Here is a 23,697-nt window from a genome sequence, read left to right on the forward strand (position 1 = left end):
GAAGACTATGAAGAAAAGAATACTATGCGCAGGCTTGACAGCTGTACTGTGTCTGTCCTCCATGCTGGTTATGACTGGCTGCGGCGGCAGCAATGAACCTTATGGCGATTTGGACCTTTCCGAATATGTTAAGGTAGGCGAGTATAAGGGACTGGAATATGAAAAGATTTCGGTTTCCGTCAGCGCAAAGGAAGTGAAGGAAGAAATCAATAAGCGCTGCGAACAAAAGGCTACTACAGAAAAGGCGGAGACAGGAACGGTAAAAAACGGAGATACGATTAACGTATCCTTTGAGGGTAAAATTGACGGAAAGACTTTCGAAGGCGGCAGCAGTGACGACTATGCTATTACAATAGGCCAAACGCCGATGATCGATGGCTTTGTAGACGGTTTGAAGGGAAAAAATGTCGGAGAAACCGTTACTTTGGATCTGAAATTCCCGGAAGATTATGATAATAAGGATGTAGCCGGTAAGGACGTAACTTTTGAAGTTAAGATCAAAACAAAGGATGTGAAGATCGTACCTGATTACGACCTTGATTTTGTAAAAGCAAACAGCGACTACGATAATCTTAAAGATTATGAGGCTGCTGTAAAGAAGGATCTATTGGCATCCAAGCAGCAGACGCAGGAGACACAGGTTAAACAGAATCTGTGGCAGCAGATCGTAGATAATTCTGAAATCATTAAATATCCGGATGATAAGGATAAGAAGATTGAGGAAGAATTGGAGGCTTTAAAGAAAGATGCTGAAGCCAACGGCGCAACCTGGGAAGATTATTTGAAATCTATTGACTACACTGAAGAAGAAATGAAGAAGCTGGTAGTCGATTATATCGAGACAAACACATACCAGGAGATGCTGATCTATGCCATTGCAGAGAAAGAGGGCGTCGAGGTTACTGATGACGAATACGACAAGTATGTTGAACAGATGTTGGCAGGATCCGGTATGGATGCGGATACCTTTAAGACCAGTTATGGTATGACCATAGAGGAATATCTGGAAAACATGAATGCCAGAGCATCTATGCTGCTGAATAAGGTCATGGATAAAGTGATGGAATACGCAAAGGAAAAATAAGTTTTTGTTTGTAAAAAATTAGTTGCAAAAGACCAAATTGTATGATAAACTCTAGTACGTTAGTTTACCTATCATCCGATTTGGTCTTTTTTATCGGTTTGAAAAGAAACTATCTCTCTGGAGAGAACCGAAAGGTCGCCGAAGGTTTAAGCGAACAGGTGTAAGCAGCCTGGACGTGATATCTCAGGCAAAGAGGACAGAGCCACATAGTGAATCTACATAGCTTATGTCATCCCTCCAGAGCCGGATTTTCTAAATTCGGCTTTTGTTTTGCTTTCATTTATTTTACAAGAAAGAGGAGAGGAAGAAATGAATTTTACAGAACTGCTTAAAAGTATTGATGATTTCGTCTGGGGCATTCCCCTGATCGTTCTCATCATGGGTACTGGTATCCTTTTGACATGCCGGGTCAGGTTATTACAGGTTAGAAAACTGGGCAAAGCCCTGAAGTTTATGGTTAGTAATGAAGAAGGCGCAGAGGGTGAAGTTACCAGCTTCGGCGCGTTTTGTACCGCTATGGCGGCAACCATCGGTACAGGAAATATTGTAGGCGTGGCCACTGCTGTCGTGGCAGGCGGCCCCGGCGCCTTGTTTTGGATGGTCGTTGCGGCCTTTTTCGGCATGGCAACCAAATATTCCGAAGGCGTGCTTGCCATCAAGTACAGAACCATTGACAGCGAAGGTCATGCACTGGGCGGACCGTTCTACTACATCGAAAAGGGCATGGGCGCAAGCTGGAAGTGGCTTGCAAAGATGTTTGCAATTTTCGGCATTGGCGCGGGACTGTTGGGTATCGGAACGATTACACAGGTAAACGGAATCGCGTCTGCAGTGAAAAACTTTGCAGATCCCGACGGTAAGCATATGGTATCGATGTTTGGAAACGAATATTCTATCGCGGTTGTGGCAACTGCGGTCATTGTAGCTGTGGCTACAGCGCTGGTCGTTGTAGGCGGCATCAAACGAATTTCCAGCGTCACTACCATCATCGTACCGTTTATGGCAGTCACCTACATTGTGGTGTGCCTCGCTATTATTCTTTACAATATCAAAGATTTCCCGGCTGCCATCGTTACCATCGTCCAGTCCGCGTTTGGCGTCAAAGCAGTGGCAGGCGGCGCTTTGGGCGCTATGATGGTCGCCATGCAGAAGGGCGTTGCCAGAGGCATTTTCTCCAACGAAGCAGGGCTTGGCAGCGCGCCGATCGCGGCTGCCGCGGCGCAGACAAAGACCAGTGTCAGACAGGGCCTCATTTCCATGACAGGAACCTTTATCGATACCATCGTGATCTGCACCATGACTGGCACTACTTTGATCATTACAGGAGCGACGGAACAGGGGCTGGAAGGCGCGGAATGCACTGCCTATGCCTTCGGAGAAGGTCTTCCATGGAGCCAGAGCGTCGACGCGTTCGTGCTGATGATGTGTTTGTCCTTCTTTGCTTTCACTACCATTCTCGGCTGGGACTATTATTCGGAAAGATGTCTCGAATACTTGGCAGGCAAGAAGAAGGGTGTGCTGATGACGTACAAATGGCTGTATATTTTCGCGGTTCTTATCGGACCGTTCCTGACTGTAGAAGCTGTTTGGACTATCGCGGATATTTTCAACGGTCTCATGGCAATTCCGAATCTGATCGCTCTGGTATGCCTAAGCGGTGTGGTAGCAAAGGAGACTATGGACTTTTTTGAAAAGGAAGCACATATGAAGCTGAGAGTATAACAATAGGAACTGTGTAATATGAAAGAGGCCGTGTATGCTGCGGAGGATGATAGGATCCGTCGTATGCAAAGGCCTCTTTTTTAACTCTATGATTAAAACCCGCTGTGCTCTAATTCAACGAGCACCACATCGTCACCGATGGTTCTGATTCTGTCCCATTTGATGACAAAATCGTCTTCTTTATTACCTAAAAAGTGAAACAGTCCTCGTTCAGCCGGAATCACAATACCGTCAATCGTACCGTCAGAAAGATTTACCTCGATATCATAGATAAAGCCCAGGCTTTTGCCATCTACAATGTTGATGACCTCTTTGTTTTTTAGTTTGTCCGTACTTAGCATTTTCGTTCCTCCTCTTGTTTTCTCCTGTGATATTGTATGCGGCTGTGAAGGACAAGATGAATCTTTTTCTGGTAAAATACCACAATATGTAGTACAATACTTCTAGACATTACTGTTATGAAGCAGATACAGGAGGATATAAGAGATGAAATGCCCGTATTGTGAGAACCTGGACACGAAGGTAATTGATTCACGTCCGACAGAAGAAGGCCATGCGATTCGCCGGCGGAGAGGATGTGAAAAGTGCGGCAAACGGTTTACAACGTACGAAAAGGTGGAGGAATCCATCATTATGATCATAAAAAAGGATGGACGCAGAGAGGCTTTTGACAGGAGTAAGGTTTTGAACGGCATTATCAAGGCATGTGAAAAGAGACCCGTTCCTATGGCCGAGATTGAACGTGTAGCGGTGGATATTGAGAGAGGCCTGAATAATCTGATGGAGAAAGAAGTGGAAAGCACATTCATTGGAGAGTTGGTCATGGAGCAGCTGAGAGAATTGGACGAGGTTGCTTATGTGCGTTTCGCTTCGGTGTACAGGCAGTTTACAGACGTCAATACCTTTGTAAAAGAGATAGAAAAAATATTTGGAAATAAATAGGAGATAGTATGAAGGAAATCATCAGAGTCGCTGTTGACGGCCCTAGCGGAGCCGGAAAAAGCACCATTGCAAAGGCCATAGCGGAGAGGCTATGCTTAGACTATATTGATACAGGAGCTATGTATCGGGCCGTAGGATATAAGATGCTGCGGGATGGGATAGCGCTTACGGATGAAGCGGGAATTCAGAAACTGTTGGATATGACAGAGATTGACTTTTCTCACGGGGATACGATTCTGGACGGAGAAATCATCAGCGACAGGATTCGTACCCAGGAAATTTCAAAACAGGCTTCTGACTGTTCTGCTTTGGCGATTGTGCGCAGACGTTTGGTAGAATTGCAGCGTAAAATGGGCGAAAAGAAGAGTGTTATCATGGATGGCCGTGATATCGGAACAGTGGTATTCCCAGATGCAGAATATAAGTTTTTCATCACGGCGACACCGGAGGAGCGGGCAAGACGCCGGTACGCTGAGCTAGCAGAGAAAGATAGTGGGATTACTTTTGATCAGGTGCTGGAAGACATCAATCAACGGGATTATAACGACACCCATCGGGAGGTAGATCCGCTGCGCAAGGCTGAGGATGCAGTAGAAATCGATACGACACATATGACTATTGAGGATGTTATAAATTTTATTCGTAAGGAGATGGGAAGATAAATGGCGATCGTTAGACCCTTTGCGGCAATCAGACCAGCAGAAGGAAAGGCAGAAAAGGTATTGGCGCTGCCTTATGATGTGATGAATCGGCAGGAGGCCGCCGCTATGGCGGAAGGAAATCCGGAAAGCTTTCTCCACATCAGCAGATCAGAAATCGATCTGCCGGAGGAGGACGCTTACAGCGAAAACGTTTATAAGAAGGCGGCTGAAAATATTAAAGCATTTTTAGCGGACGGCGTTTTGATCGAGGAGCAGAAGCCGTGCCTGTACATATACAGACAGATTATGAATGAGAGAGTACAGACTGGTATCGTGGGCTGCGTCAGCATTGATGAATATGCAGACGGCACTATTCGCCGGCATGAACTGACACGTGTAGAAAAGGAGATGGATCGTATTCATCATTTTGACGCTTGCAACATGAATACAGAACCTGTTTTCCTTACATATCGTGATGAAGAAAAGGTGGAGTCTTTAGTTGAAAGCTGGACTGATCATCATGGGCCATGCTACGATATTGTTGATCAAAGCGGTGTCAGTCATACCCTTTGGGTTATAGATGACGATTCGATTGTAGAGGCTTTGGCGGAAGCGTTTTCCCACGTGCCGAGATTGTACATTGCAGACGGACATCATCGAAGCGCTTCAGCCTATAAGGTGGGGAAAATGCGGCGTGAGCAGGCGCTAGACTGTGCAGGCAATGAGGAATTCAATTACTTTATGGCGGTGATTTTTCCCGCGGGGGATTTGTCTATCATGGATTATAATCGTGTTTTAGCAGATTTGGCTGGAAACACACCGGAGGAGCTTTTTGAGAAAATACGCAACGCGGGTTTCACATTAACGTATAAGGGAGAAACGCCTTACCGGCCGGCGGCATGTCATGAATTTTCACTGTATTTAGACGGAAAGTGGTATGCTATGGTTTTAGACGCGTCTCTGGTTCCGAAGGGAGAAATTGAATCTCTGGACGTATCGATTCTTCAGGAACGCGTGTTAGCGCCGGTCTTTGGCATTGATGATCCTCGTACTGATGAACGGATTGATTTTGTAGGCGGAATCCGAGGATTGGAGGAACTTGCCCGCCGTGCGGAAAGCGACATGCGGCTTGCGATTGCGGTGCATCCTGTATCTATGGAAACCCTGATGCATATTGCGGATTGTGAGAAGATCATGCCTCCGAAATCCACATGGTTTGAGCCGAAGCTGGGAAGCGGACTTTTCATGCATAGGCTATAAAGGATATCTGCTTGTTTCGTGAGGCTGAATTTCATATGTATATCGCGGGACTTTGAAGGTAAAAATATCTTCAAAGTCTTTTTTTATGGAGGAAGCAATGGATCAAGTAAAGAAAAGATCAGTAATTCTGGCGATCCTCATGGCAGCTATGGTTGCAGCGCTTTGCGCCCGGCTTTATTACATTCAGATCCTGTGTGGAGACGCTCTTTCAGAAGGCGCAGAGGGACAGCAGGCCATACAGGTTTACAGCAGAAACCAGCGGGGCGTTATCTATGATATGAATATGACGCCGCTGACTGACAGCTGTCAATGCTATTACTATCTGATAGAGAAGACAAAAGCCGATAATCAGCTGCGCTTACTTATAGAAAAATACGGTTGTCAGGAAGCGGGGACGATGGGAGAGAAATATGCAGTTTATAAATCAGAGAAATTCAGTCGTTCTCTGAATCAGGAGATGATTTCCCGGTACGGCGCATATCCGTTTTGCTGCGGCACGCGATACAAGGTTAATCAGACAGCGGCGCATTTGATCGGATATGTGGACTCTGACGGAATTGGGCAGTCAGGATTAGAAAAACAATATCAGTATAGACTGGCTTCGCCTGAGGCAGCGCTGAAGCTGACAGGCGACGGCGCAGGGCAGCCAGTGGCAGGTTTGGGGTTGCATCAGGAAACGGAGAATAACAGGCTGAATCCTTCTGCATTGGTTACGACGATCGACAAGGCGCTGCAGGAAAAGGTAGAGGATATATTGCGTGGGCGCGGTGCGCGCGGCGCGGTAGTGGTAATGGATACTGCGTCAGGGCAGATTCGCGCTATGGCCAGTACGCCTGCTTTTGATCCGAATCAGCTTGATGGATACCTGACCTCTGATCAGGGAGAATTGATCAATAAGGCTGTACAGGGACAATATCCTCCCGGATCGGTATTTAAGATTGCAGTAGCGGCAGCAGCGCTGGAAAGCGGGGCGGCAGATGAATCATTTACCTTTACTTGTACCGGAAAGACTGAAGTAAACGGCGTAGAGATGATCTGCGACAGCAGAAAAGAGGGTCATGGTAAGGTAAATATGAATCAGGCGTTCGCGTATTCATGCAACTGCTACTTTGCACAGCTGGCAAAGAAAACTGGTTCAGAAAATATAGTGGAAATGGCACGCCGGTTAGGCTTAGGCGCGGCTGTGTTGGAAGGTTATCCGGGCGAAGAAGCGGGATGTTTCCCTGTTGAGGAAGACAGGATGTACAGCGGACTGGCTAATTTGGCTGTGGGACAGGGAAACCTTCTGGTTACGCCCTTGCAGATTGCACAGATGACCAATATTATCGCCTGCGGAGGTATCTCCCACAGACCGGAAGTGGTTATGAAGCAGGAAAGTCTGGACAATCCTGGTAACAGAAGGGTGACCAGGATGACTGCGGAAGCTCTAGCCGGTATGATGAAAGAGGTATGTCTGTCAGGTACGGGGTCAGGAAATGCAGCCCATGCCTCTATTGCCGGAAAGACTGGATCGGCAGAAGCCGGCGGAGATATCGTACACGGATGGTTTACCGGATATTTTCCAGCAGATCATCCTCGCTATACGGTCACCGTATTCATAGAAAACGGAAAGACAGGCAGCGGCTCGGCGCTTCCTGTCTTTGAAGAAATTGTAAACTGGCTTTATTGATGAAGACTGCAGCGCAGCTTGCCCAAAGCTTTTTTCTCAATTCTGGATACGTAGGAACGGCTGATATCCATAGCGTTGGCGATCTCTCGCTGTGTTCTGGGACCGTTTCCGTCCAGGCCGTACCGCAGAAAGATAATTTTCTTTTCCCGTTTCGTCAGAACTTGATTCATAACCTGGTACAGCTCCTGAATACGAAATTTCAGGTTTAGATTATCGATAATTTCATCGGGATCTGTGCCTAAAATATCGTTTAAGCTGATTTCATTTCCATCTTTGTCGGTTCCGATAGGCAGACTGATGGAAACTTCCTGACGGGTTTTCTTAGCAGTTCGAATGCTCATAAGTATTTCATTTTCAATACATCGCGCGGCGTAAGTCGCCAGTCGGGCAGATTTTTTGCTGGTATACGTGCTGACGCCTTTGATCAAACCGATCGTTCCGATGGAAATCAGATCTTCGACTGACGCGGCTGGGCTAGTATATTTTCTGGCGATATGGGCGACCAGACGCAAATTTCTTTCGATTAAAATGTCTCTGGCGCTGGGATCACCGGCTTCCATAAGTTCTACGTATTTTTTTTCTTCGTTTTCGGATAGTGGCAGTGGAAAGGAACTGCTCATATATGTAACCCCCTCTTCGCATTAAACATATGCGAAAAGAGGGGGCGAAGTGCATGGCTATTCGTAAATAGACTCGGACTTCTTTGTGTCAGACCTTATTTCAGTTCAAAAGACATGCAGTCAGTACACTGTTTCTGTGTAGGATTAGCTTCGTGAGTACCTACTGTGATAGAATCAAGGGTACAATATTTTTCCTTGTTTTCGTTGTGCATACACTGTGTTACAGTGCAGTGAATGTTGCGGTTGCAGTTACAATCCATAATTTTTTCCTCCTTCATGTGATTTCAATAAATATTTTAACCGTTTGGAGCAAAAATATTAGTGCCTTTTGCTTGTAAGAAAAGCCAAAGAATGATATAATTTATGTTGATATTTTGCGGTTAAAATAAAATCAGCAATGTAACTGTGAGAGGCGGGTTATTTCATTTGGAGGTAAAAAATGCAAATGAAATTACTGCCGGAAAATGAACGGCCTGTGGAAAAAGCATGGGCTGCAGGTATTGGTAAACTGTCTAATTCGGAGCTTTTAGCTTTGATATTGCATACCGGTACGAGAAATAAGTCTGCTATCGGTCTGGCCGAGGAAGTGCTGGCGGCATTTCCAGATGGCCTGGGAGGACTGGCCACTTGTTGTCCGGAGGATTTGGTTCGTTTGGAGGGCATTGGGAAAACAAAGGCGGCAGTGCTGCTTGCAGCTGTAGAATTGGGAAAGAGGATTTCAGCGCAACCGGCAGCAGATAGAGTCTCTATAGAGAGTCCGGAAGATATAGCCCGGCTCTTTATGGAGGAATTGCGTTATGCTAAGAAAGAATATTTTAAGAGCGTTCTTGTAAACTCGAAAGGCGGCATTCTTTCCATAGACGATATTTCTGTGGGTGAATTGTCCAGCACACCGGTGCATCCGAGAGAAGTGTTTCATATGGCTGTGAGAAAAAGCGCGGCGGCGGTTATCTTTGTACATAACCACCCCAGTGGAGATCCGTCGCCCAGTCAGGAAGATACGGTAACGACGCAGCGGCTGATAGAAGGCGGGCAGCTGCTGGGGATTTGCGTTTTGGATCATATTATTATCGGTGATGGAAAGTATGCCAGTATGAGAGAGTTAGGCCTGATCCACTGAGTTTGTATTGAATATTGGAGGTAATATACATGTTTAATTTTTTTTCAGCAAAAGATATGGGAATTGATTTGGGTACTGCAAATACACTGATATACATAAAGGACAGCGGTATCGTCCTTAACGAGCCGTCTGTAATCGCTATGGATAACCGTAGAGGCGTGACACTGGCTGTAGGCACGGAGGCTAAGGATATGATCGGCAAAGCGCCGTCTAATATCAGCGTAGTCAGGCCGCTGCAGGATGGAGTTATCTCTGATTTTGACAGAACGGCAGATATGCTGAAAGCGTTTATTGAGAAGGCTGTGCCTGCGACTAAGATGAAAAATTTCCGCGTAGCTGTAGGCGTACCGAGCGGCGTTACTGAAGTTGAAAAGAGAGCAGTAGAGCAGACTGTACGCAATATGGGCGCTGCTGAAGTGTATATTCTGGAAGAACCGATGGCTGCTGCGATCGGAGCCGGTATGGATGTTGACAGTTCTACCGCCTGTATGATTGCGGACATCGGCGGAGGAACTACGGATATCGCCATCATTGCTTTGGGAGGTATTGTAGCCAGTACATCCATCAGACATGCGGGAGATAAGTTTAACGACGCCATTATTCAATATATGAGAAAACGTCATGCGCTGCTGATCGGTGAGAAAACAGCTGAGTATCTGAAAATCCAAGTAGGTGCGGCATGTTTGGACATAGACGAAAACGGCGATGAAATCATCACGACAGTGCAGGCAAGCGGCAGGGATATTATCAGCGGATTGCCGAAGACCTTAGAGGTATCCAATCGTGATATCATGATTGCTCTGCAGGAGTCGGTAGATATGATTATCGACGGGGTGAAATCCACCATTGAAAAAGCGCCGCCAGAAATTGCGGCAGATATCGCGTCCAGCGGAATGCTTCTGTCCGGCGGCGGCGGATTGATTCATAATTTGGATCAGCTGATTGAAAAGAGGACAGGTATGAAGGCGAATATTGCTGAGAATGCTTATGAAGCGGTGGCTTTAGGCACGGGAATGAGTCTCAATGATATAGAAAAGTTGAAGATTTATGCTACCAGCGTAAACAGAAGATAGGAAAAATAGGGTATGAAGTGGATTAAAAATCACAAATTGATAAGTTTTCTTTTGGCGGTAATTCTGCTCAGCCTGATTGTATTGGTTGCTTCTGTCGCTTCCGGCGGCAGAGGGAATTTTATTTCCAATTTGGCCGGCAGCATTTATTCTGCTATCGAGAAACCGGTATCTGGTGTGGCAGGGGGAATATCAGATCGTGTATCCGGTCTTTTTTCCTATCGGGATATTCAGAAGGAAAATGACCGGTTAAAAAAAGAAAATGAAAATTTAAAACAGGAGCTTGCGGCAATGACGCTGTCAGCTAATGAACTAAAAGAATTAAAACAGCTGTCAAAGCTGCTAAATTACAGCGGAATCAGTGGGTCGGGGGATATCGTTTCTTGCGATGTTATTTCCATGGACGGCACGAAGTGGATGAACATTTTTACTATTGATTGCGGTTCGGAAAGCGGCGTTAAGGAGGGCAACGTAGTTATTTGCGGCGATGGTTTGGTCGGTAGAGTACACTCTGTGGGAAAAGGATGGTCCAAGGTAGTAGCGCTGATCGATGAATCCAGCAGAGTTACCTTTAAGGTATCTGGTAATCTGCAGCTGATCGGTGTTATTGAAGGATGTACTGATGGAATTCTCAGTGGTTTTATGCTGGATGATAAAGCCAAGATAAGAGAAGGAGACAAGCTGGTCACTTCCGGCATGGGCATTTATCCTGCGGGAATTGAAATCGGAAGAATTGTCAAGGTTCGTTATGACAGCAATGCGCAGCTGCAGCGGGTTGATGTAAAGCCTTCAGTGGACTTCAAATCTCTGCAGAAAGTTACGGTGATTTTATGAGGTATTCACGGGCATTGATCTTATATGTCGGCGCGCTTTTTCTGCAGCCTTTTTTGCATAATCTGTTCCCCGGATTTGGCGGACAGATAAATCTGATGCTGTGTCTGACCGTAGTGCTGACTTTTGTATACGATGAGACGCTGCCAGGAATTTTCTTTGGCTGCATCTTTGGCATGATACAAGACTCCTTTTTTGGCATGTATGTCGGTCCTGGCGCGCTTTGTTTGGTACTGGCCGGTATAGCGGTTTTATTATTAAAGCATTTTGCAAACAAGGAGAACTTTGTTAATATCGTTTTGCTGCTGCTGTTTGCTACATGGTTATATGCTTCTCTGTATTGGTGCGTCTATGCGGTACTGGGAAGTCCATATAGTTACTTATACGTTATGAAGACGCTGCCGCGGCCATTCATTCTCAACGTAGCGGCAGGAAGCGTACTTTACTTTGTGTTGATAAAAAGGGTTATTAAGCATAGAAGAGACAGGTATTTTCAATGAATAGAAATCAAAAATTATTCAGTTCCAGATATAGGCAGATTATCGGGGTTATTTTGATCCTGACGATCGTTTTAGGCGTGCGCTTGTTTGTAGTAACGATTTTGCAGCATGACAGATGGAGCGCTGAGGCTTCAGATCAGAATACCAAGGTTATTACTACGTCTGCGCCGCGGGGCAGTATTTATGACCGTAACGGAAAACTACTCGCAGGAAATAAGCAGGTTTTTACTGTTAATTTTAACGCCAGCTCGCTGACGACAGAGGAGATCAACACGTCTTCTCTGGATTTGATCAATACCTTGATCAAAAATGGAGATAAATATACAGATAATTTCCCGATTAAAATTTCGAAGTCGGGAAAGTTTTATTATACTTATAAGCAGAAAACTGCCAAGTGGCTGCGGAAGCAGGGATTTCCTGAAGATTTAACGGCCAAAGAAGCGTTTAGTCGTCTCTGTAGTAAGTATGGTCTTGATAACAGTGACAGCGCCCGTTTTTCGTCAATGGAGACGCTGCAGGATAAGTATGGTCTGGATCCTCCTATTTCAGTAAGGCGTATGAAGTACACTTACGATATTGAACTGGAAAATTTTCTTGGGAAGTTTGCTTTTACGGAGGATCAGATTAAAGAGGGAGTTTCCGCAAAGGATTGTTTTAAACAGCTGCGCAAGGACTACAGTGTCGACAAAAAACTCAGCGATAAAGAGGCGCGGAAAATCTTTGTAGTCAGAAACGAAATTGCGACCAATGGATTTACACGATACCAGCCGATTAAAATCGCTTCCGGTATCTGTGAAAAGACCATTGCTTTTATAGAGGAATCTGGTATCAAGGGCGCGGAAATCGCGTCTGAAAGTAAGCGGTATTATCCCAATAGGAGTACGGCATGTCATATTTTAGGCTATATGGGCGCTATTTCGGAGAGTGAAGCTGGATATTATGTAGACGAATTAGGCTACAGCTCCACAGATCTGGTCGGCAAGGATGGTGTGGAAGCTGCCATGGAGGAAAAGCTTCACGGCAAAGCAGGCATGAGAAAGATTCAGGTCAACAGTAGCGGTGAATACGTAAAGACGCTGGATGAAAGCCAGGCTGAGAAGGGATCAGACATCTATTTGACCATTGACTTGGGTCTGCAGAAGGTTACAGAAAGCGCGTTGCGAGACGCCATTAACAGGTCGCAGCACAGTCGAAGCGGCGCTGCTGTGGCCATAGAAGTGAAGACAGGAGACGTGCTGTCTATGGCCAGCTATCCGACCTATGACCCGAATATTTTTGCTGAAGGTATTTCAGAAAAGGCATGGGAATCAGTGCAGATGGAAAATCCTCGCGACTCGTTTTCGCCGGCGCCGCTGTACAATAACGCTACAAGAACCGCCGTACAGCCAGGTTCTACCTTTAAACCGGTGACCGCTACGGCAGCGCTGGAAAAGGGATTGAGTCCGCATCTCCTTATTAACGACAAGGGATACATTGAGTATGGTGGAAGAACTTACGGATGTTCCAGTTGGAACGATTGGGGAGGCAACCACGGAACAGAAGATTTAGAGTGGGGTATCGGTAACTCCTGTAACTACTATTTCTATTGTATCGCAACAGGAAAGGATTGGGGAACCGGAGCTTCTTTAGGATATAATATCAGTGTAGATGATATGCTGAATATGGCAGAAAAATATGGTCTTGGTAGTGAAACTGGTATTGAAATCGGCGAAAGTGTTGTAGAGGCGCCGTCTCAGGAAAATAAGACAGCTAATTATGCCGCGGGCGTCAGAGATTATTTGTACAATAATGCCCATAAGTTTTTTCCGAAAAAGATTGCGGATGATTATGATAAGCTGGTAGAGAACCTGAAGACCATATCCGGTTGGATCAAGCAGAATCCATCTTACGAGGATTTGATCGATCTGTTGGACAAAAATACGGATGTAAAGAAGGATCAGCTGGCAACGGTGGCATCCCGTGTGAAGTTCGACTATTTCATTCAGGCACAATGGGGTGTAGGCGACCAGTTTAACATTTCCATCGGACAGGGCGACAATGCGTATACGCCGTTGCAGATGGCTAATTATGTAGCCACGATCGGCAACGGCGGCGTGCGAAATCAGGTAAGCATCGTTGGCGGCGTAGAAGGCGAAGGATCTACTGTTAAGAAAAGGCCTGTAAATCTGGGTTTGAAGGACGGCACGATTGAAGAAGTTGTGAAAGGTATGAAACGAGTTTGCACCAGCGGTACTTTGGCCGGCGTTTTCGGAAGCTTTCCATTTGAAGTTGCCGGAAAGACTGGTACAGCAGAAAACCAGTCTATTCGTCAGCCAAAGAACGAGGTGGCTTATGTGAAGTCTCATCTTAGTTCTATCAATTCCATGGCACATACTTCTGTGACTTGGGAACAGGTAAGAAGACAGATGAAAAAAATGATGGAACGGGAGCCTGAACGTTTTGATACAGAGGATAATACGGTGGACGAGGCTTTGATCAAGGCCAGCAATTATCGTATTACCCAGGGAATGATTAACAGCGGTAAGGGAAGTTATGATTATTTTGCCTGGACTATCGCGATGGCTCCAGCTGATGACCCGAAAATCGCGGTTGCAGTCATGCTGGTTGAAGGAGGATATTCATCAAACGCAGCGCCGGTGGCAAAGGAGATCATCGCCAAGTATATGGAAGCTTATGACGAGGATCAGATCGCGGTTTATAAAATTGACCAGAATGGAACAAACAGAATGCAGTAAATACAGAATCACTGCGGAGAGAAGACAGGCAGGAAATCATAGTTATAGAAAATGCGTTTTAACTGGAGGAAGAAATGGGCAAAGTTTATTTAATTGCATCCGGAAAGGGCGGGACAGGAAAATCCATGTTTGCCGTTAACTTCGGCGCGGCTTTAGCCGGTCGGGGTAAAAGCGTGGTATTGTTGGATATGGATTTAGGACTGCGGAATCTGGATCTGTATTTTGGTCTGGAAAATCAGGTGGTATACGATGTGTATGATGTGTTGACCGGCGTATGCCGTATTAAACAGGCCTTGATACGAGATAAACGATTCGAGAATCTATACATGATGGCAGCGCCTCCATCGAGAGATGATGGAAGTCTGACGCCGCTTCACCTGCAGGTGCTATGTGAGAAATTGAAGAATATTTATGATTATGTGATTATTGACGCTCCATCAGGTATCGATGACGGTTTGGTGTTGGCATCTGCCGGTGCGGATATTGCCGTTTTGGTTACAACTCCGGAATATTCGGCGCTGCGTGATGCAGATACATTAGACCGTGAACTGCTTCAGTTAGGGATAAAAGAACGTTTTGTCGTTTTGAATAAGGTCGTAGCGGAGATGATGAACGCCGGATATGCGCCGCGTTTACGAGAAATTACCGCAATGCTGCGTCCGCCTTTGGCAGGCATTATACAGTACGATGAAAACATTCAGATTTCCACCAACTTGGGCGTTCCAATTATTCTTAAACAGGGAACGTATATTGAAGAAAATTTTCAAAGAATCACCGGAAGAATTGTAGACGAGGCATAGAACCTTTCAAAAGGAAGACTCTCTGAAGATAAAAGCCGAAGCATAAAGAAATATCACTAATGCTTCGGCTTTTTTGTTGTTCATGATACATTTTAGAAATTGATACCTTTACTGCGCATGCCAACGTCTAGTACAAGTCCCAGCGCCAGCATATTGGATATGATGGAAGAACCGCCGGAGCTGAGAAACGGTAAGGTAATACCAGTTACAGGCATGAGACCCATGGTCATGGCAATATTTTCAAATATCTGAAAGGTAAACATACCGATGACGCCAACGACGACCAGAGCGCCATAGAAGTCAAGCGCGTCACGGACAATGGAGGCCATGCGAATGAGCAGAATCGCAAAAAGGCCGATAACAATCAAACCACCGATCAGACCCAGTTCTTCACCGATAACGGAGAAGATAAAGTCGGAAGTTTGTACCGGTATGAAATCCAGTTCTTTCTGTGTGCCGTTGAACAGTCCCTTACCGGTGATGCCGCCGGAGCCGATCGCGACTTTTGATTGCCATACTTGCCAGTTACCGGAAAGCTCCAGATTATCCGGATGGAGAAAAGCTTCGATTCGCTCCTTTTGATAGTCCGCCATAAAGACGTAAGCTACAGGCACGGCAGCCAGTACCAGCGCGAAGAACTTGGCAAAGACCTTCAGATCGATGCCGGCAAAGAAGACCATAACGACCCAGATCGCGGCGAAAACCAGCGCGCTTCCCAGATCCTCCTTTAGAACTATGACAATGATTGGTCCGGCGACAATGCCGGCCTTGATCAGACCTTTAAAATTATACAGCATATCTCTGTTTTCACTGAGATAGCCGGCAAGAATCAGGATATACAGAATTTTGACTATCTCTGAGGGTTGTACAGTCGTGATACCTACGTTAATCCATGAGCGAGCGCCGAATTGTTCTACACCCAGTCCGGGTACGTATACCAAAAGGAGAAGAACCAAAGAAAGGATATACAGATATTTCTCCATACCGAAGAACATAGTATAATTAAATCGCAGCATAACGCAGATGGCGATCAGACCGATGAAGTAGGCCGCAATCTGTACGATGACCTCACGGCTGAGGAAACCGGTGGCGATTTGCGTGCTTCCGATCATGAGAATACTGATTCCGGCAAGGAGTACGGCTATTATTATGATGATTTTATCGATGTTTTTAAGTAAATTTGAAAAATTGTTCATAGTTTTCCCCTCTTGTTCTTGACATAATGTCGACTACAACATTATAATATATGTTGTGCGAATATAGCAAGATTTAATTCCGTAATGCAATTTTTTTTTATTAGAAATTACCTTAAAGATATAAGACTTGATAAGGTTTCTGCTTTGAAAAGCAGGACAAGGCATAACAGGAACAATTTAATAGAAAAGGAGGTGCTTTAATGTCTCCATTGATTTGGATTATGATTTGTATAGTACTTTTAGCCATGGGGCTATTGGTCGGATATATTTTGCGTAAGAACATCGGAGAGAAGGCGATCGGCAGCGCCGAACAAAAGGCCAGAAATCTGATTTTGGATGCAGAGAATAGATCCGAAACTATCAAGAAGGAAATTACATTAGAAGCAAAAGAAGAAGCGCATCGCATGCGCACCGATGCCGAGAGGGAGGTCAGAGAAAGAAGGGCGGAAGTTCAGCGCTCTGAAAGACGTTTGATTCAGAAAGAGGAGTCTCTCGACAGAAAACTGGAAAACATCGAAAGAAAAGAAGAAAGCATTACAAAGCACGAACACGAAATCTTGGAAAAGAAAAAAGAGCTGGATGGTTTTCTGGCAAGACAGATCGAAGAACTGGAGAAAATCTCCGGTTTGACCGTTGATCAGGCAAAAGCGCTTTTGCTTGATGAGATTGAGAAGGATGTCAGACACGATGCGTCAGTTATGATCAAGGATATTGAATCCAAGGCGAAAGAAGACGCGGATAAGCGGGCAAAAGAGATCATTACAGGGGCAATTCAGAGATGTGCGGCAGATCACGTAGCTGAAAGCACTGTATCAGTTGTCGCGCTCCCTAACGATGAAATGAAGGGGAGAATTATCGGCCGCGAAGGCAGAAATATCAGAGCGATCGAAACCTTAACCGGTGTAGATTTGATCATCGATGATACGCCGGAAGCCGTGATTATTTCCGGTTTTGATCCTGTAAGGAGAGAAATCGCGAGAATCGCGCTGGAAAAACTTATCGTAGATGGCAGAATTCATCCTGCGAGAATTGAAGAAATGGTAGAGAAAGCTGAGAAGGAAGTGAACTCTATCATCAAAGAAGAAGGTGAGCAGGCTACTTTCGAGGTGGGAATTCACAACCTGCATCCTGAGCTTGTGAAGCTTCTGGGCAGACTGCGGTACAGAACGTCATACGGACAGAATGTGCTGAAGCATTCTGTAGAGGTTGCGCAGCTTTCCGGTCTGATGGCGGGCGAGCTGGGACTGGATGTCAAACTGGCGAAACGCGCCGGTTTACTTCATGATATCGGAAAAGCTTTAGATCATGAATATGAGGGAACTCATGTAGATATCGGTATTCAGGTATTGAAAAAGTACAAGGAATCTGAAGCTGTAATTAACGGTATGGCGGCGCATCATGGTGATTACGAGCCGAAAAGTATGGAAGCTGTACTTATTGCCGCGGCAGACGCTCTTTCAGCGGCGAGACCGGGTGCGAGGAGAGAAACGCTGGATGCTTATATCAAGCGTCTGGAAAAGCTGGAGGAGATTGCGAATACCACGAAGGGTGTTGATAAATCCTTTGCCATTCAGGCTGGCCGTGAGATTCGGATCATCGCTAAGCCGGAGGAGGTTAACGATGACAGCATTGTTCTTCTGGCAAGAGAGATTTCTAAAAAGATCGAGTCTGAGCTTGAATATCCGGGTCAGATTAAGGTCAACGTAGTCAGAGAGACGAGAGCCATCGATTACGCGAAATAATAGATGTAGCATTAAAAAGCTGCCCTGAAAAGCAAGTTATGCTTAGGGCAGTTTTTATGCGTTTAATTCAGACTTTGTCCGCGGGTAAAAACAGAAAAAATCGTAGTAAATCGACAGTAGTTATGATAGAATATCAGAAGAACTTGTGTACAAAGTACGGAGACGTCCAAAGCAGAGAGACAGGCAATGGGAAAAAGTATGGATAAAGAAAAAACAATAAAATCGGAGAATCAGGAAGCAACGGCCGGCGTAATACAGGCGCCGTCCTTTTATAAGAAACTTCTTCGTCTGGCTCTGCCTATTATTCTGCAGCAGATTATCGGCGTAAGTCTGAATCTGGTGGACAACGTCATGATTGGACGATTGGGCGCGCTGCCACTGGCGTCAGTGGGCGCTGCTAATCAGGTATATTCTATTTATACCATGGTTCTTTTTGGACTTTTTAGCGGTGCGGCAGTACCATTAGCGCAGTATTTTGGAGTTAAGGATTTTAAGAGTATACGAAAGATCGTGGGAATGGATATAGCTATCGGACTGGTTCTCGGAATGCTTACTGTAAGCGGAGTCCTGCTTTTCGCGCCGCATATTATCGGACTGTTTGCCGACGAGGCGGAAGTGATTCGTATGGGTTCTAGCTATATCCGGATTGTTGCCGTTACATATTTGACCGTAGGGATCAGCTTTGCCGTTACTTTTAACTCGAGGCCGATTCAGATTTTGAAGATACCGACGATCATCAATGTATGCAGCATTTTGATCAATACAGCGCTCAACTATATTTTGATATACGGCCATTTTGGCTTTTCGGCTAGGGGCGTAGAAGGAGCTGCTCTGGCTACGGCAATCGCCCGGATTGTGGAGATGACTGCATTATTGATTTATCTCTGGCTGGATAAGGAACATCCTTTCCATGGCAGAGTCAGAGACTTTCTGGGATTCAGCCGTTCTCTGTTCAACAGCGTAATGCGTACTGCTATGCCGGTAGTGTTCAGCGAAGGAGGATGGGCCCTGGGAATGAGCCTGACCTTTGCCGCGTATGGGAGAATCAGCGCACAGGCTCTGGCTGTTATTCAGGTATGTCAGGTGCTTTGCAATTTATGCCAGTGCGCGTCCTTTGGTATGGGTAACGCCTGTGCGGCTTTGATAGGAGAGACATTAGGACGGCAGGAGATTGACCTGGCTCGCGACAACGCGAAGAAATACATGAAGGTGCAATGGACTCTGAATTTTCTCATGTGCCTGATGATTCTGCTGCTACGCGCGCCTGTAGCGGCATTTTACCAGTTTGATCCGGCTACTACAGAAATCCTGATGCTTTCCATGGCTATGTTTGCGGTAACGCAAATACCGCGGATGGCGGCTTATTCTGTACAGAACGGACTGCTGCGTGCAGGCGGCGATACTTTCTTCTGTATGATAGTAGAGCTTTCGTGCAACCTCGGTTTGGAAGTAGCTTTGGCGTTTTTCGCGGTTTTAGCGCTACATTTGCCGTTGCATCTGTGCATTTTGGTGGCTTCCGGCGGAAATGTGATCAAGGCAGTGCTGGAATACCGCCGCTATCTCAGCGGTAAATGGCTGAAAACGATTATTTAGGGAAATACTTTCCCTTTTCAGGAGGAATAGATGTTTGTATATTTAGACAACAGTGCGACAACTCGCCAATATGATCAGGTGACGGACGCCATGGCCGCTTCTATGCGGGATTGCTTTGGAAATCCGTCTTCCCTGCATGCTATGGGGTTGGCAGCGGAAAAAGAGGTTAGAAAGGCTAGAAAGGCCATTGCGTCATCTCTTGCTTGTCATGAAGATGAAATTATTTTTACTTCCGGAGGTACTGAGAGCGATAATATGGCTCTTTTGTCCACTGCGCAGGCCCGTAGGCGAGAAGGTAAAAGAATTATCACAACAAGGGTGGAGCATCCGGCTGTGCTGGAAACCTGTAAGGTATTGGAGCGGCAGGGATTTGAGCTGATCTATATAGATGTGGACGAAAGATGCCGGTTAAATTTTCCACAGCTGAAGGCAGCAATCAACGATGAGACGATTCTCATTTCCGTTATGGCTGTCAATAATGAGGTAGGAACGATCATGCCTTTGCGTGATATCTCGGAGATAAAGAAAAGGGCAATTTTCCATACGGACGCGGTTCAGGGACTGGGAAAGACAGAGCTGAAGCGGACAGGCGCGGACATGATTTCACTCAGCGCCCATAAAATCCATGGACCTAAGGGAGTCGGCGCGCTGTACGTCCGCAAAGGCGTGACCATACCGGCCTTTATCAACGGAGGCGGTCAAGAGAAACACCGCCGCTCGGGAACAGAGAACGTTCCGGGCATCACGGGCTTTGGCATGGCCAGTCAGATTGCCGAGAAACATTTTGATCAAAGGGTGTCCGCCATGGCGGCGGCGAGACGTCGTTTGTTCGACGGCCTTTGTGACCAGATTAGCGATATTCGTGTCAATAGTCCAGAAGACGGCGCAGCGTCTGTGCTCAATGTTTCCTTCCTTGGGTGCAGAGGTGAGGTGCTGCTGCACACGTTGGAACAGGATCAGATTTATGTGTCTACAGGTTCGGCATGTTCTTCCAATAAGAAGGGGCGGAGCCACGTGCTGGCGGCAATGGGTCTGTCAGATAAGGAAATCGAAGGCGCGATTCGTTTTAGCTTTAATGAATTCAATACCGCGGAAGAAATGGATTATGTCATAGACAGGGTGAAGACGGCAGTAAACAGATTTAGAAAGTTAGGATCATTTAGATAGGAGACGAGATGAACGAACAGAATATTTTCATCGTCCGCTGCGGCGAGGTAGCTTTAAAAGGCATGAACAAGCCATATTTTGAAAGAATGCTGGTAGATAGGATTAAAAAGAATCTGAAAGATTTTGAGAACGTTGACGTGAGACGGCATGAAGGCTTAATCTTTGTCAGGGCAGATAAAAAATACGATAAGGAACAGCTAATCCGCCAGATATCTAAGGTATTCGGCGTTGCTTCCATCAGCCCGGCAGTAGAGGTGGAAAGTCACCTGGATTCCATCGGCGAGGAAGCTGTGAAGTACATGATGGAGCTCATAGAGACCAGGGGTATCAAGACGTTTAAGGTGGAGGCTAAGAGGGCGGACAAGGATTTTCCTGTTAAATCGCCTGATATCGCGCGTATTATCGGCGCCAAGGTGCTGATCGGCTGCAAGGTTTTAAAGGTAGATGTCCACAATCCGGACGTATATCTCTTTGTAGACGTGCGGCATGGAAAATCCTATATTTATCAGCAGAAGATCGCTGGATTCGGCGGTCTGCCGCTGGGTACAAATGGAAAAGGCATGGTACTGCTTTCCGGAGGCATTGACAGTCCGGTAGCCGCCTGGATGATGGCAAAAAGAGGTATGCTTATCGAGGCAGTACATTTTCATTCTTATCCGTATACCAGTCAGCGGGCGCAGGAGAAGGTTGAGGATTTAGCCAGAATCGTAGCATCCTACTGTGGTAATTTCAAGATGCATGTGGTGAACCTACTGCCGATTCAGGAGCAGATCGTGCAGAATTGTCCTGAAGAGGAAACGACGATCTTGGTACGACGCTTTATGATGCGAATTGCGGAAAAGCTGGCGGAGAAGAACCGGGCTATGATGCTGATTACCGGTGAAAATCTGGGACAGGTTGCCAGCCAGACAGCGGAATCCTTAGTGGTAACGGACGCCTGTGTAAGGATGCCCGTTATGCGGCCGCTTATCGCCATGGATAAGGTTGATATTATGGAAAAGGCTGAAGACATCGGCACTTTTGAAACATCTATTCAGCCTTACGAGGATTGCTGTACGGTATTTTTGCCAAAGCATCCGACAACCAAGCCGAAATTAGAGCGTATTGAAGAATCGGAGGGACGTCTGGATGTGGAGAATTTGGTAAAGGAGGCTGTTGCTTCTGAAGAAATTATCCATATCGAAGCGGAATAATCGCCGCGGCGCGTGACGTTTGACAGCCGTAGACGGAAATCCTTTGATCATTCGACAAAAATAGTGCGATTCCCCCTTTTTCTCTTAAAGACAAAGCCCTGCCGGGTGGATTATAATAGAGAAAGAGGGGGTTTTTCAATGGATACAATTTTTTATTTGCAAAACGATACGCTAGTGGCCACTTTGTCCGGTGAGATTGATCACCATGTAGCTGATGGCATACGCAAGGATATCGATGACGAAATGCAGCTTTATGAAGTGAAAAATCTGGTCTTTGATTTTTCTGACGTGACGTTTATGGACAGCTCCGGCATTGGGGTAGTTCTTGGAAGATATAAGAAGGTACGGTCTATGGGTGGTACAGTGGTCATAAAAGGAGCGGGCAGTCTGGTCAGACAGATTTTAGAGATGTCCGGGATTTTTTCCCTGGAGGGCTGCAGAGAAGAAAAATCGGAAGGAGTAAATGATGGAAAAGAATATAGTCACCATAGAGTTTGAGGCGCTGCCTGAGAATCAAAGCTTTGCCCGGTCTGTAGCCGCCGCATACGTCGGCGCGGCGGATCCTACTGTAGAAGAATTGACGGAAATAAAAACGGCTGTCAGCGAGGCGGTGAGCAACGCGATCATTCACGGGTATGAGCGGAAGGGACAGGGAAGAATTTCAATGGAGATGAAGTTTGTGGATCGTGACAAGGTGTTTATACGAATTACAGATCAGGGCTGCGGTATCGACGATATCGCCAGAGCGAGAGAGCCTATGTACTCCACCGGGTCGGACATGGAGATGAGTGGTATGGGATTTACTGTAATGGAGAGCTTTGTTGACAAGGTATTGGTGGAATCGCAGCTGGGAGTGGGGACCTCGGTGACCTTGATTAAGTATCTGGATACCTACTATGACCTATAAGTATGTGCCAGTTGCAAAAGAGGATACATATGAACTGATCCGCAGAGCGCAGTCCGGAGATGAGGATGCAAAGGCGCTTCTCTGTGAACAGAATACGGGACTGGTTAAAAAGATCGCCTTGAAATTCGCTTCTTGCGACTATGAACTCGATGATTTGATACAGATTGGTTATATCGGACTTTTGAAAGCAGTATATAAGTTTGAGACGGACTACGATGTGATGTTTTCTACCTATGCAGTTCCCATGATCATGGGTGAGATGAAACGGCATTTTCGGGATACAGGTAAGATTAAGGCAAGCAGGAGTTTGAAAGCAGAGATCAGTATGCTGAAAAGGATTCAGGAAAAATTGACTGCGGAGACCGGCGCGTCACCCAGAGTCAGCGAAATTGCCCAGGCTATGGGTACCAGTAATGAGCATGTGTTGGAGGTTATGGAGGCTGCCTCTGCCCTGGGAAACGTAATGAGTTTGGATAATCTGTTGGTGGAAGAAGAATATGACGCTTGCAGCAGCCAGGGTTCGCCGGAAAATAATCTGGACAGCATTATGATCAAAAAGGAGATCAGTCAGCTGGAGGACAAGGCGAAGCAGGTTATCATTTTAAGATACTATCGGGATATGACACAGCAGGAGATCGCGAAGATTCTGGGGGTATCGCAGGTGCAGGTATCCAGAATAGAAAAGCGTGCTTTGGCACAAATCAGGGATAAAATGGCAGAATAAGAGCGATGTATAGAATTGCAGCAGATATAGGGTGAGTTGAAAACGGCTCACCTTTATCTTTTCGACATTTTATGACCATTCAGGCAAAAATGGCTTGCAAAATTCTCTGAAAAGTGGTTTACTATATATGTATGCTGTTATTTTTATAACAAACAAAAACAGCATAGCTTGATACGGTTAA

The 23,697-nt window shown here is 45.9% G+C and carries 23 protein-coding genes and 1 riboswitch; of the genes, 19 read left to right on the plus strand and 4 right to left on the minus strand.

The annotated features are described in order from the left end of the window. Nucleotides 1-7: 7 nt before the first annotated feature. Together tig and ACPW7J_RS05130 are read left to right on the plus strand one after the other, a co-directional pair. Nucleotides 8-1,084, plus strand: coding sequence for a trigger factor (tig, locus tag ACPW7J_RS05125; RefSeq protein WP_161874514.1), 1,077 nt, complete (start codon nt 8-10; stop codon nt 1,082-1,084). 107 nt (nt 1,085-1,191) lie between these two features. Further along, nucleotides 1,192-1,294, plus strand: a riboswitch (glycine riboswitch). 99 nt (nt 1,295-1,393) lie between these two features. Continuing rightward, nucleotides 1,394-2,806: an alanine/glycine:cation symporter family protein gene (locus tag ACPW7J_RS05130; RefSeq protein ID WP_424959462.1), complete on the plus strand. Its 1,413-nt coding sequence runs from the start codon at nt 1,394-1,396 to the stop codon at nt 2,804-2,806. 92 nt (nt 2,807-2,898) lie between these two features. Here the strand turns inward: ACPW7J_RS05130 and ACPW7J_RS05135 are convergent, their stop codons facing one another. Then, the gene (locus tag ACPW7J_RS05135; protein WP_161874512.1) at nt 2,899-3,147 is read right to left on the minus strand and encodes a YlmC/YmxH family sporulation protein; all 249 of its coding nucleotides are present in this window, start codon (nt 3,145-3,147) and stop codon (nt 2,899-2,901) included. A gap of 145 nt (nt 3,148-3,292) precedes the next feature. On the opposite strand from ACPW7J_RS05135, the gene nrdR reads away from it, so the two are divergent. The 4 genes from nrdR to ACPW7J_RS05155 all read left to right on the plus strand — a co-directional run bounded on the left by nrdR (nt 3,293) and on the right by ACPW7J_RS05155 (nt 7,318). Further along, complete coding sequence (gene nrdR, locus ACPW7J_RS05140; protein WP_161874511.1) at nt 3,293-3,748, plus strand: transcriptional regulator NrdR; 456 nt, start codon at nt 3,293-3,295, stop codon at nt 3,746-3,748. A gap of 8 nt (nt 3,749-3,756) precedes the next feature. After that, nucleotides 3,757-4,410 carry a (d)CMP kinase gene (gene cmk, locus ACPW7J_RS05145; RefSeq protein WP_161874510.1) on the plus strand — a complete coding sequence of 218 codons (654 nt, stop codon included), beginning with the start codon at nt 3,757-3,759 and terminating at the stop codon, nt 4,408-4,410. Then, a complete protein-coding gene (locus tag ACPW7J_RS05150) occupies nt 4,411-5,649 on the plus strand; it encodes a DUF1015 domain-containing protein (RefSeq protein ID WP_425757001.1) in 1,239 nt (412 codons plus the stop codon). It begins immediately after the preceding gene. Nucleotides 5,650-5,746: 97 nt separating this feature from the next. Next, the gene (locus tag ACPW7J_RS05155; protein WP_161874508.1) at nt 5,747-7,318 is read left to right on the plus strand and encodes a penicillin-binding transpeptidase domain-containing protein; all 1,572 of its coding nucleotides are present in this window, start codon (nt 5,747-5,749) and stop codon (nt 7,316-7,318) included. Here ACPW7J_RS05155 and sigK read toward each other — a convergent pair. Together sigK and ACPW7J_RS05165 are read right to left on the minus strand one after the other, a co-directional pair. Then, nucleotides 7,312-7,938, minus strand: a complete 627-nt coding sequence (gene sigK, locus ACPW7J_RS05160; protein WP_161874507.1) for an RNA polymerase sporulation sigma factor SigK — start codon at nt 7,936-7,938, stop codon at nt 7,312-7,314. The two genes, ACPW7J_RS05155 and sigK, sit on opposite strands and share 7 nt — an antisense overlap. A 95-nt stretch (nt 7,939-8,033) precedes the next feature. Next, nucleotides 8,034-8,198, minus strand: a complete 165-nt coding sequence (locus tag ACPW7J_RS05165; RefSeq protein WP_161874506.1) for a DUF1540 domain-containing protein — start codon at nt 8,196-8,198, stop codon at nt 8,034-8,036. Between the two features lie 179 nt (nt 8,199-8,377). Between ACPW7J_RS05165 and radC the strand changes: the two genes are divergently transcribed. The 6 genes from radC (at nt 8,378) to minD (ending at nt 14,994) form a co-directional block, all read left to right on the plus strand. Next, nucleotides 8,378-9,058 (plus strand): RadC family protein, encoded by a 681-nt coding sequence (radC, locus tag ACPW7J_RS05170; RefSeq protein WP_425757004.1) that lies wholly within the window; start codon nt 8,378-8,380, stop codon nt 9,056-9,058. 29 nt (nt 9,059-9,087) lie between these two features. Then, nucleotides 9,088-10,131 (plus strand): rod shape-determining protein, encoded by a 1,044-nt coding sequence (locus ACPW7J_RS05175; protein ID WP_161874504.1) that lies wholly within the window; start codon nt 9,088-9,090, stop codon nt 10,129-10,131. A gap of 12 nt (nt 10,132-10,143) precedes the next feature. Then, nucleotides 10,144-10,962 (plus strand): rod shape-determining protein MreC, encoded by an 819-nt coding sequence (gene mreC, locus ACPW7J_RS05180; RefSeq protein WP_425757006.1) that lies wholly within the window; start codon nt 10,144-10,146, stop codon nt 10,960-10,962. Then, entirely contained in the window at nt 10,959-11,459 is a 501-nt protein-coding gene (locus ACPW7J_RS05185; RefSeq protein ID WP_425757008.1) for a hypothetical protein, read from the plus strand. Before mreC ends, ACPW7J_RS05185 begins: the two co-directional genes overlap by 4 nt. Beyond that, nucleotides 11,456-14,194, plus strand: a complete 2,739-nt coding sequence (locus ACPW7J_RS05190) for a peptidoglycan D,D-transpeptidase FtsI family protein (protein WP_425757010.1) — start codon at nt 11,456-11,458, stop codon at nt 14,192-14,194. The genes ACPW7J_RS05185 and ACPW7J_RS05190 overlap by 4 nt, the downstream gene beginning before the upstream one ends. 74 nt (nt 14,195-14,268) lie before the next feature. Further along, nucleotides 14,269-14,994 carry a septum site-determining protein MinD gene (gene minD / locus ACPW7J_RS05195; RefSeq protein ID WP_161874500.1) on the plus strand — a complete coding sequence of 242 codons (726 nt, stop codon included), beginning with the start codon at nt 14,269-14,271 and terminating at the stop codon, nt 14,992-14,994. Nucleotides 14,995-15,086: 92 nt separating this feature from the next. Here the strand turns inward: minD and ACPW7J_RS05200 are convergent, their stop codons facing one another. After that, nucleotides 15,087-16,190, minus strand: coding sequence for an FtsW/RodA/SpoVE family cell cycle protein (locus ACPW7J_RS05200; protein ID WP_424959468.1), 1,104 nt, complete (start codon nt 16,188-16,190; stop codon nt 15,087-15,089). 200 nt (nt 16,191-16,390) lie between these two features. Here ACPW7J_RS05200 and rny point away from each other — a divergent pair, with 200 nt between their 5' ends. The 7 genes from rny to ACPW7J_RS05235 all read left to right on the plus strand — a co-directional run bounded on the left by rny (nt 16,391) and on the right by ACPW7J_RS05235 (nt 23,516). After that, nucleotides 16,391-17,932, plus strand: coding sequence for a ribonuclease Y (gene rny / locus ACPW7J_RS05205; protein ID WP_161874498.1), 1,542 nt, complete (start codon nt 16,391-16,393; stop codon nt 17,930-17,932). Nucleotides 17,933-18,130: 198 nt separating this feature from the next. After that, nucleotides 18,131-19,525, plus strand: a complete 1,395-nt coding sequence (locus tag ACPW7J_RS05210; RefSeq protein WP_425757012.1) for an MATE family efflux transporter — start codon at nt 18,131-18,133, stop codon at nt 19,523-19,525. A gap of 30 nt (nt 19,526-19,555) precedes the next feature. After that, nucleotides 19,556-20,692, plus strand: coding sequence for a cysteine desulfurase family protein (locus ACPW7J_RS05215; RefSeq protein ID WP_425757013.1), 1,137 nt, complete (start codon nt 19,556-19,558; stop codon nt 20,690-20,692). A gap of 8 nt (nt 20,693-20,700) precedes the next feature. Beyond that, entirely contained in the window at nt 20,701-21,885 is a 1,185-nt protein-coding gene (thiI, locus tag ACPW7J_RS05220; protein WP_161874495.1) for a tRNA uracil 4-sulfurtransferase ThiI, read from the plus strand. Nucleotides 21,886-22,023: 138 nt separating this feature from the next. After that, nucleotides 22,024-22,383, plus strand: coding sequence for an anti-sigma factor antagonist (locus ACPW7J_RS05225; protein ID WP_161874494.1), 360 nt, complete (start codon nt 22,024-22,026; stop codon nt 22,381-22,383). Next, nucleotides 22,349-22,792, plus strand: a complete 444-nt coding sequence (spoIIAB, locus tag ACPW7J_RS05230) for an anti-sigma F factor (RefSeq protein WP_425757016.1) — start codon at nt 22,349-22,351, stop codon at nt 22,790-22,792. Before ACPW7J_RS05225 ends, spoIIAB begins: the two co-directional genes overlap by 35 nt. Beyond that, entirely contained in the window at nt 22,782-23,516 is a 735-nt protein-coding gene (locus ACPW7J_RS05235; RefSeq protein ID WP_425757018.1) for a sigma-70 family RNA polymerase sigma factor, read from the plus strand. Before spoIIAB ends, ACPW7J_RS05235 begins: the two co-directional genes overlap by 11 nt. The last annotated feature ends 181 nt before the right edge of the window (nt 23,517-23,697 follow it).

Origin of the sequence: Ihubacter sp. rT4E-8, from assembly GCF_049852125.1 — a bacterium.
Lineage (GTDB): Bacteria > Bacillota > Clostridia > Peptostreptococcales > Anaerovoracaceae > Senimuribacter.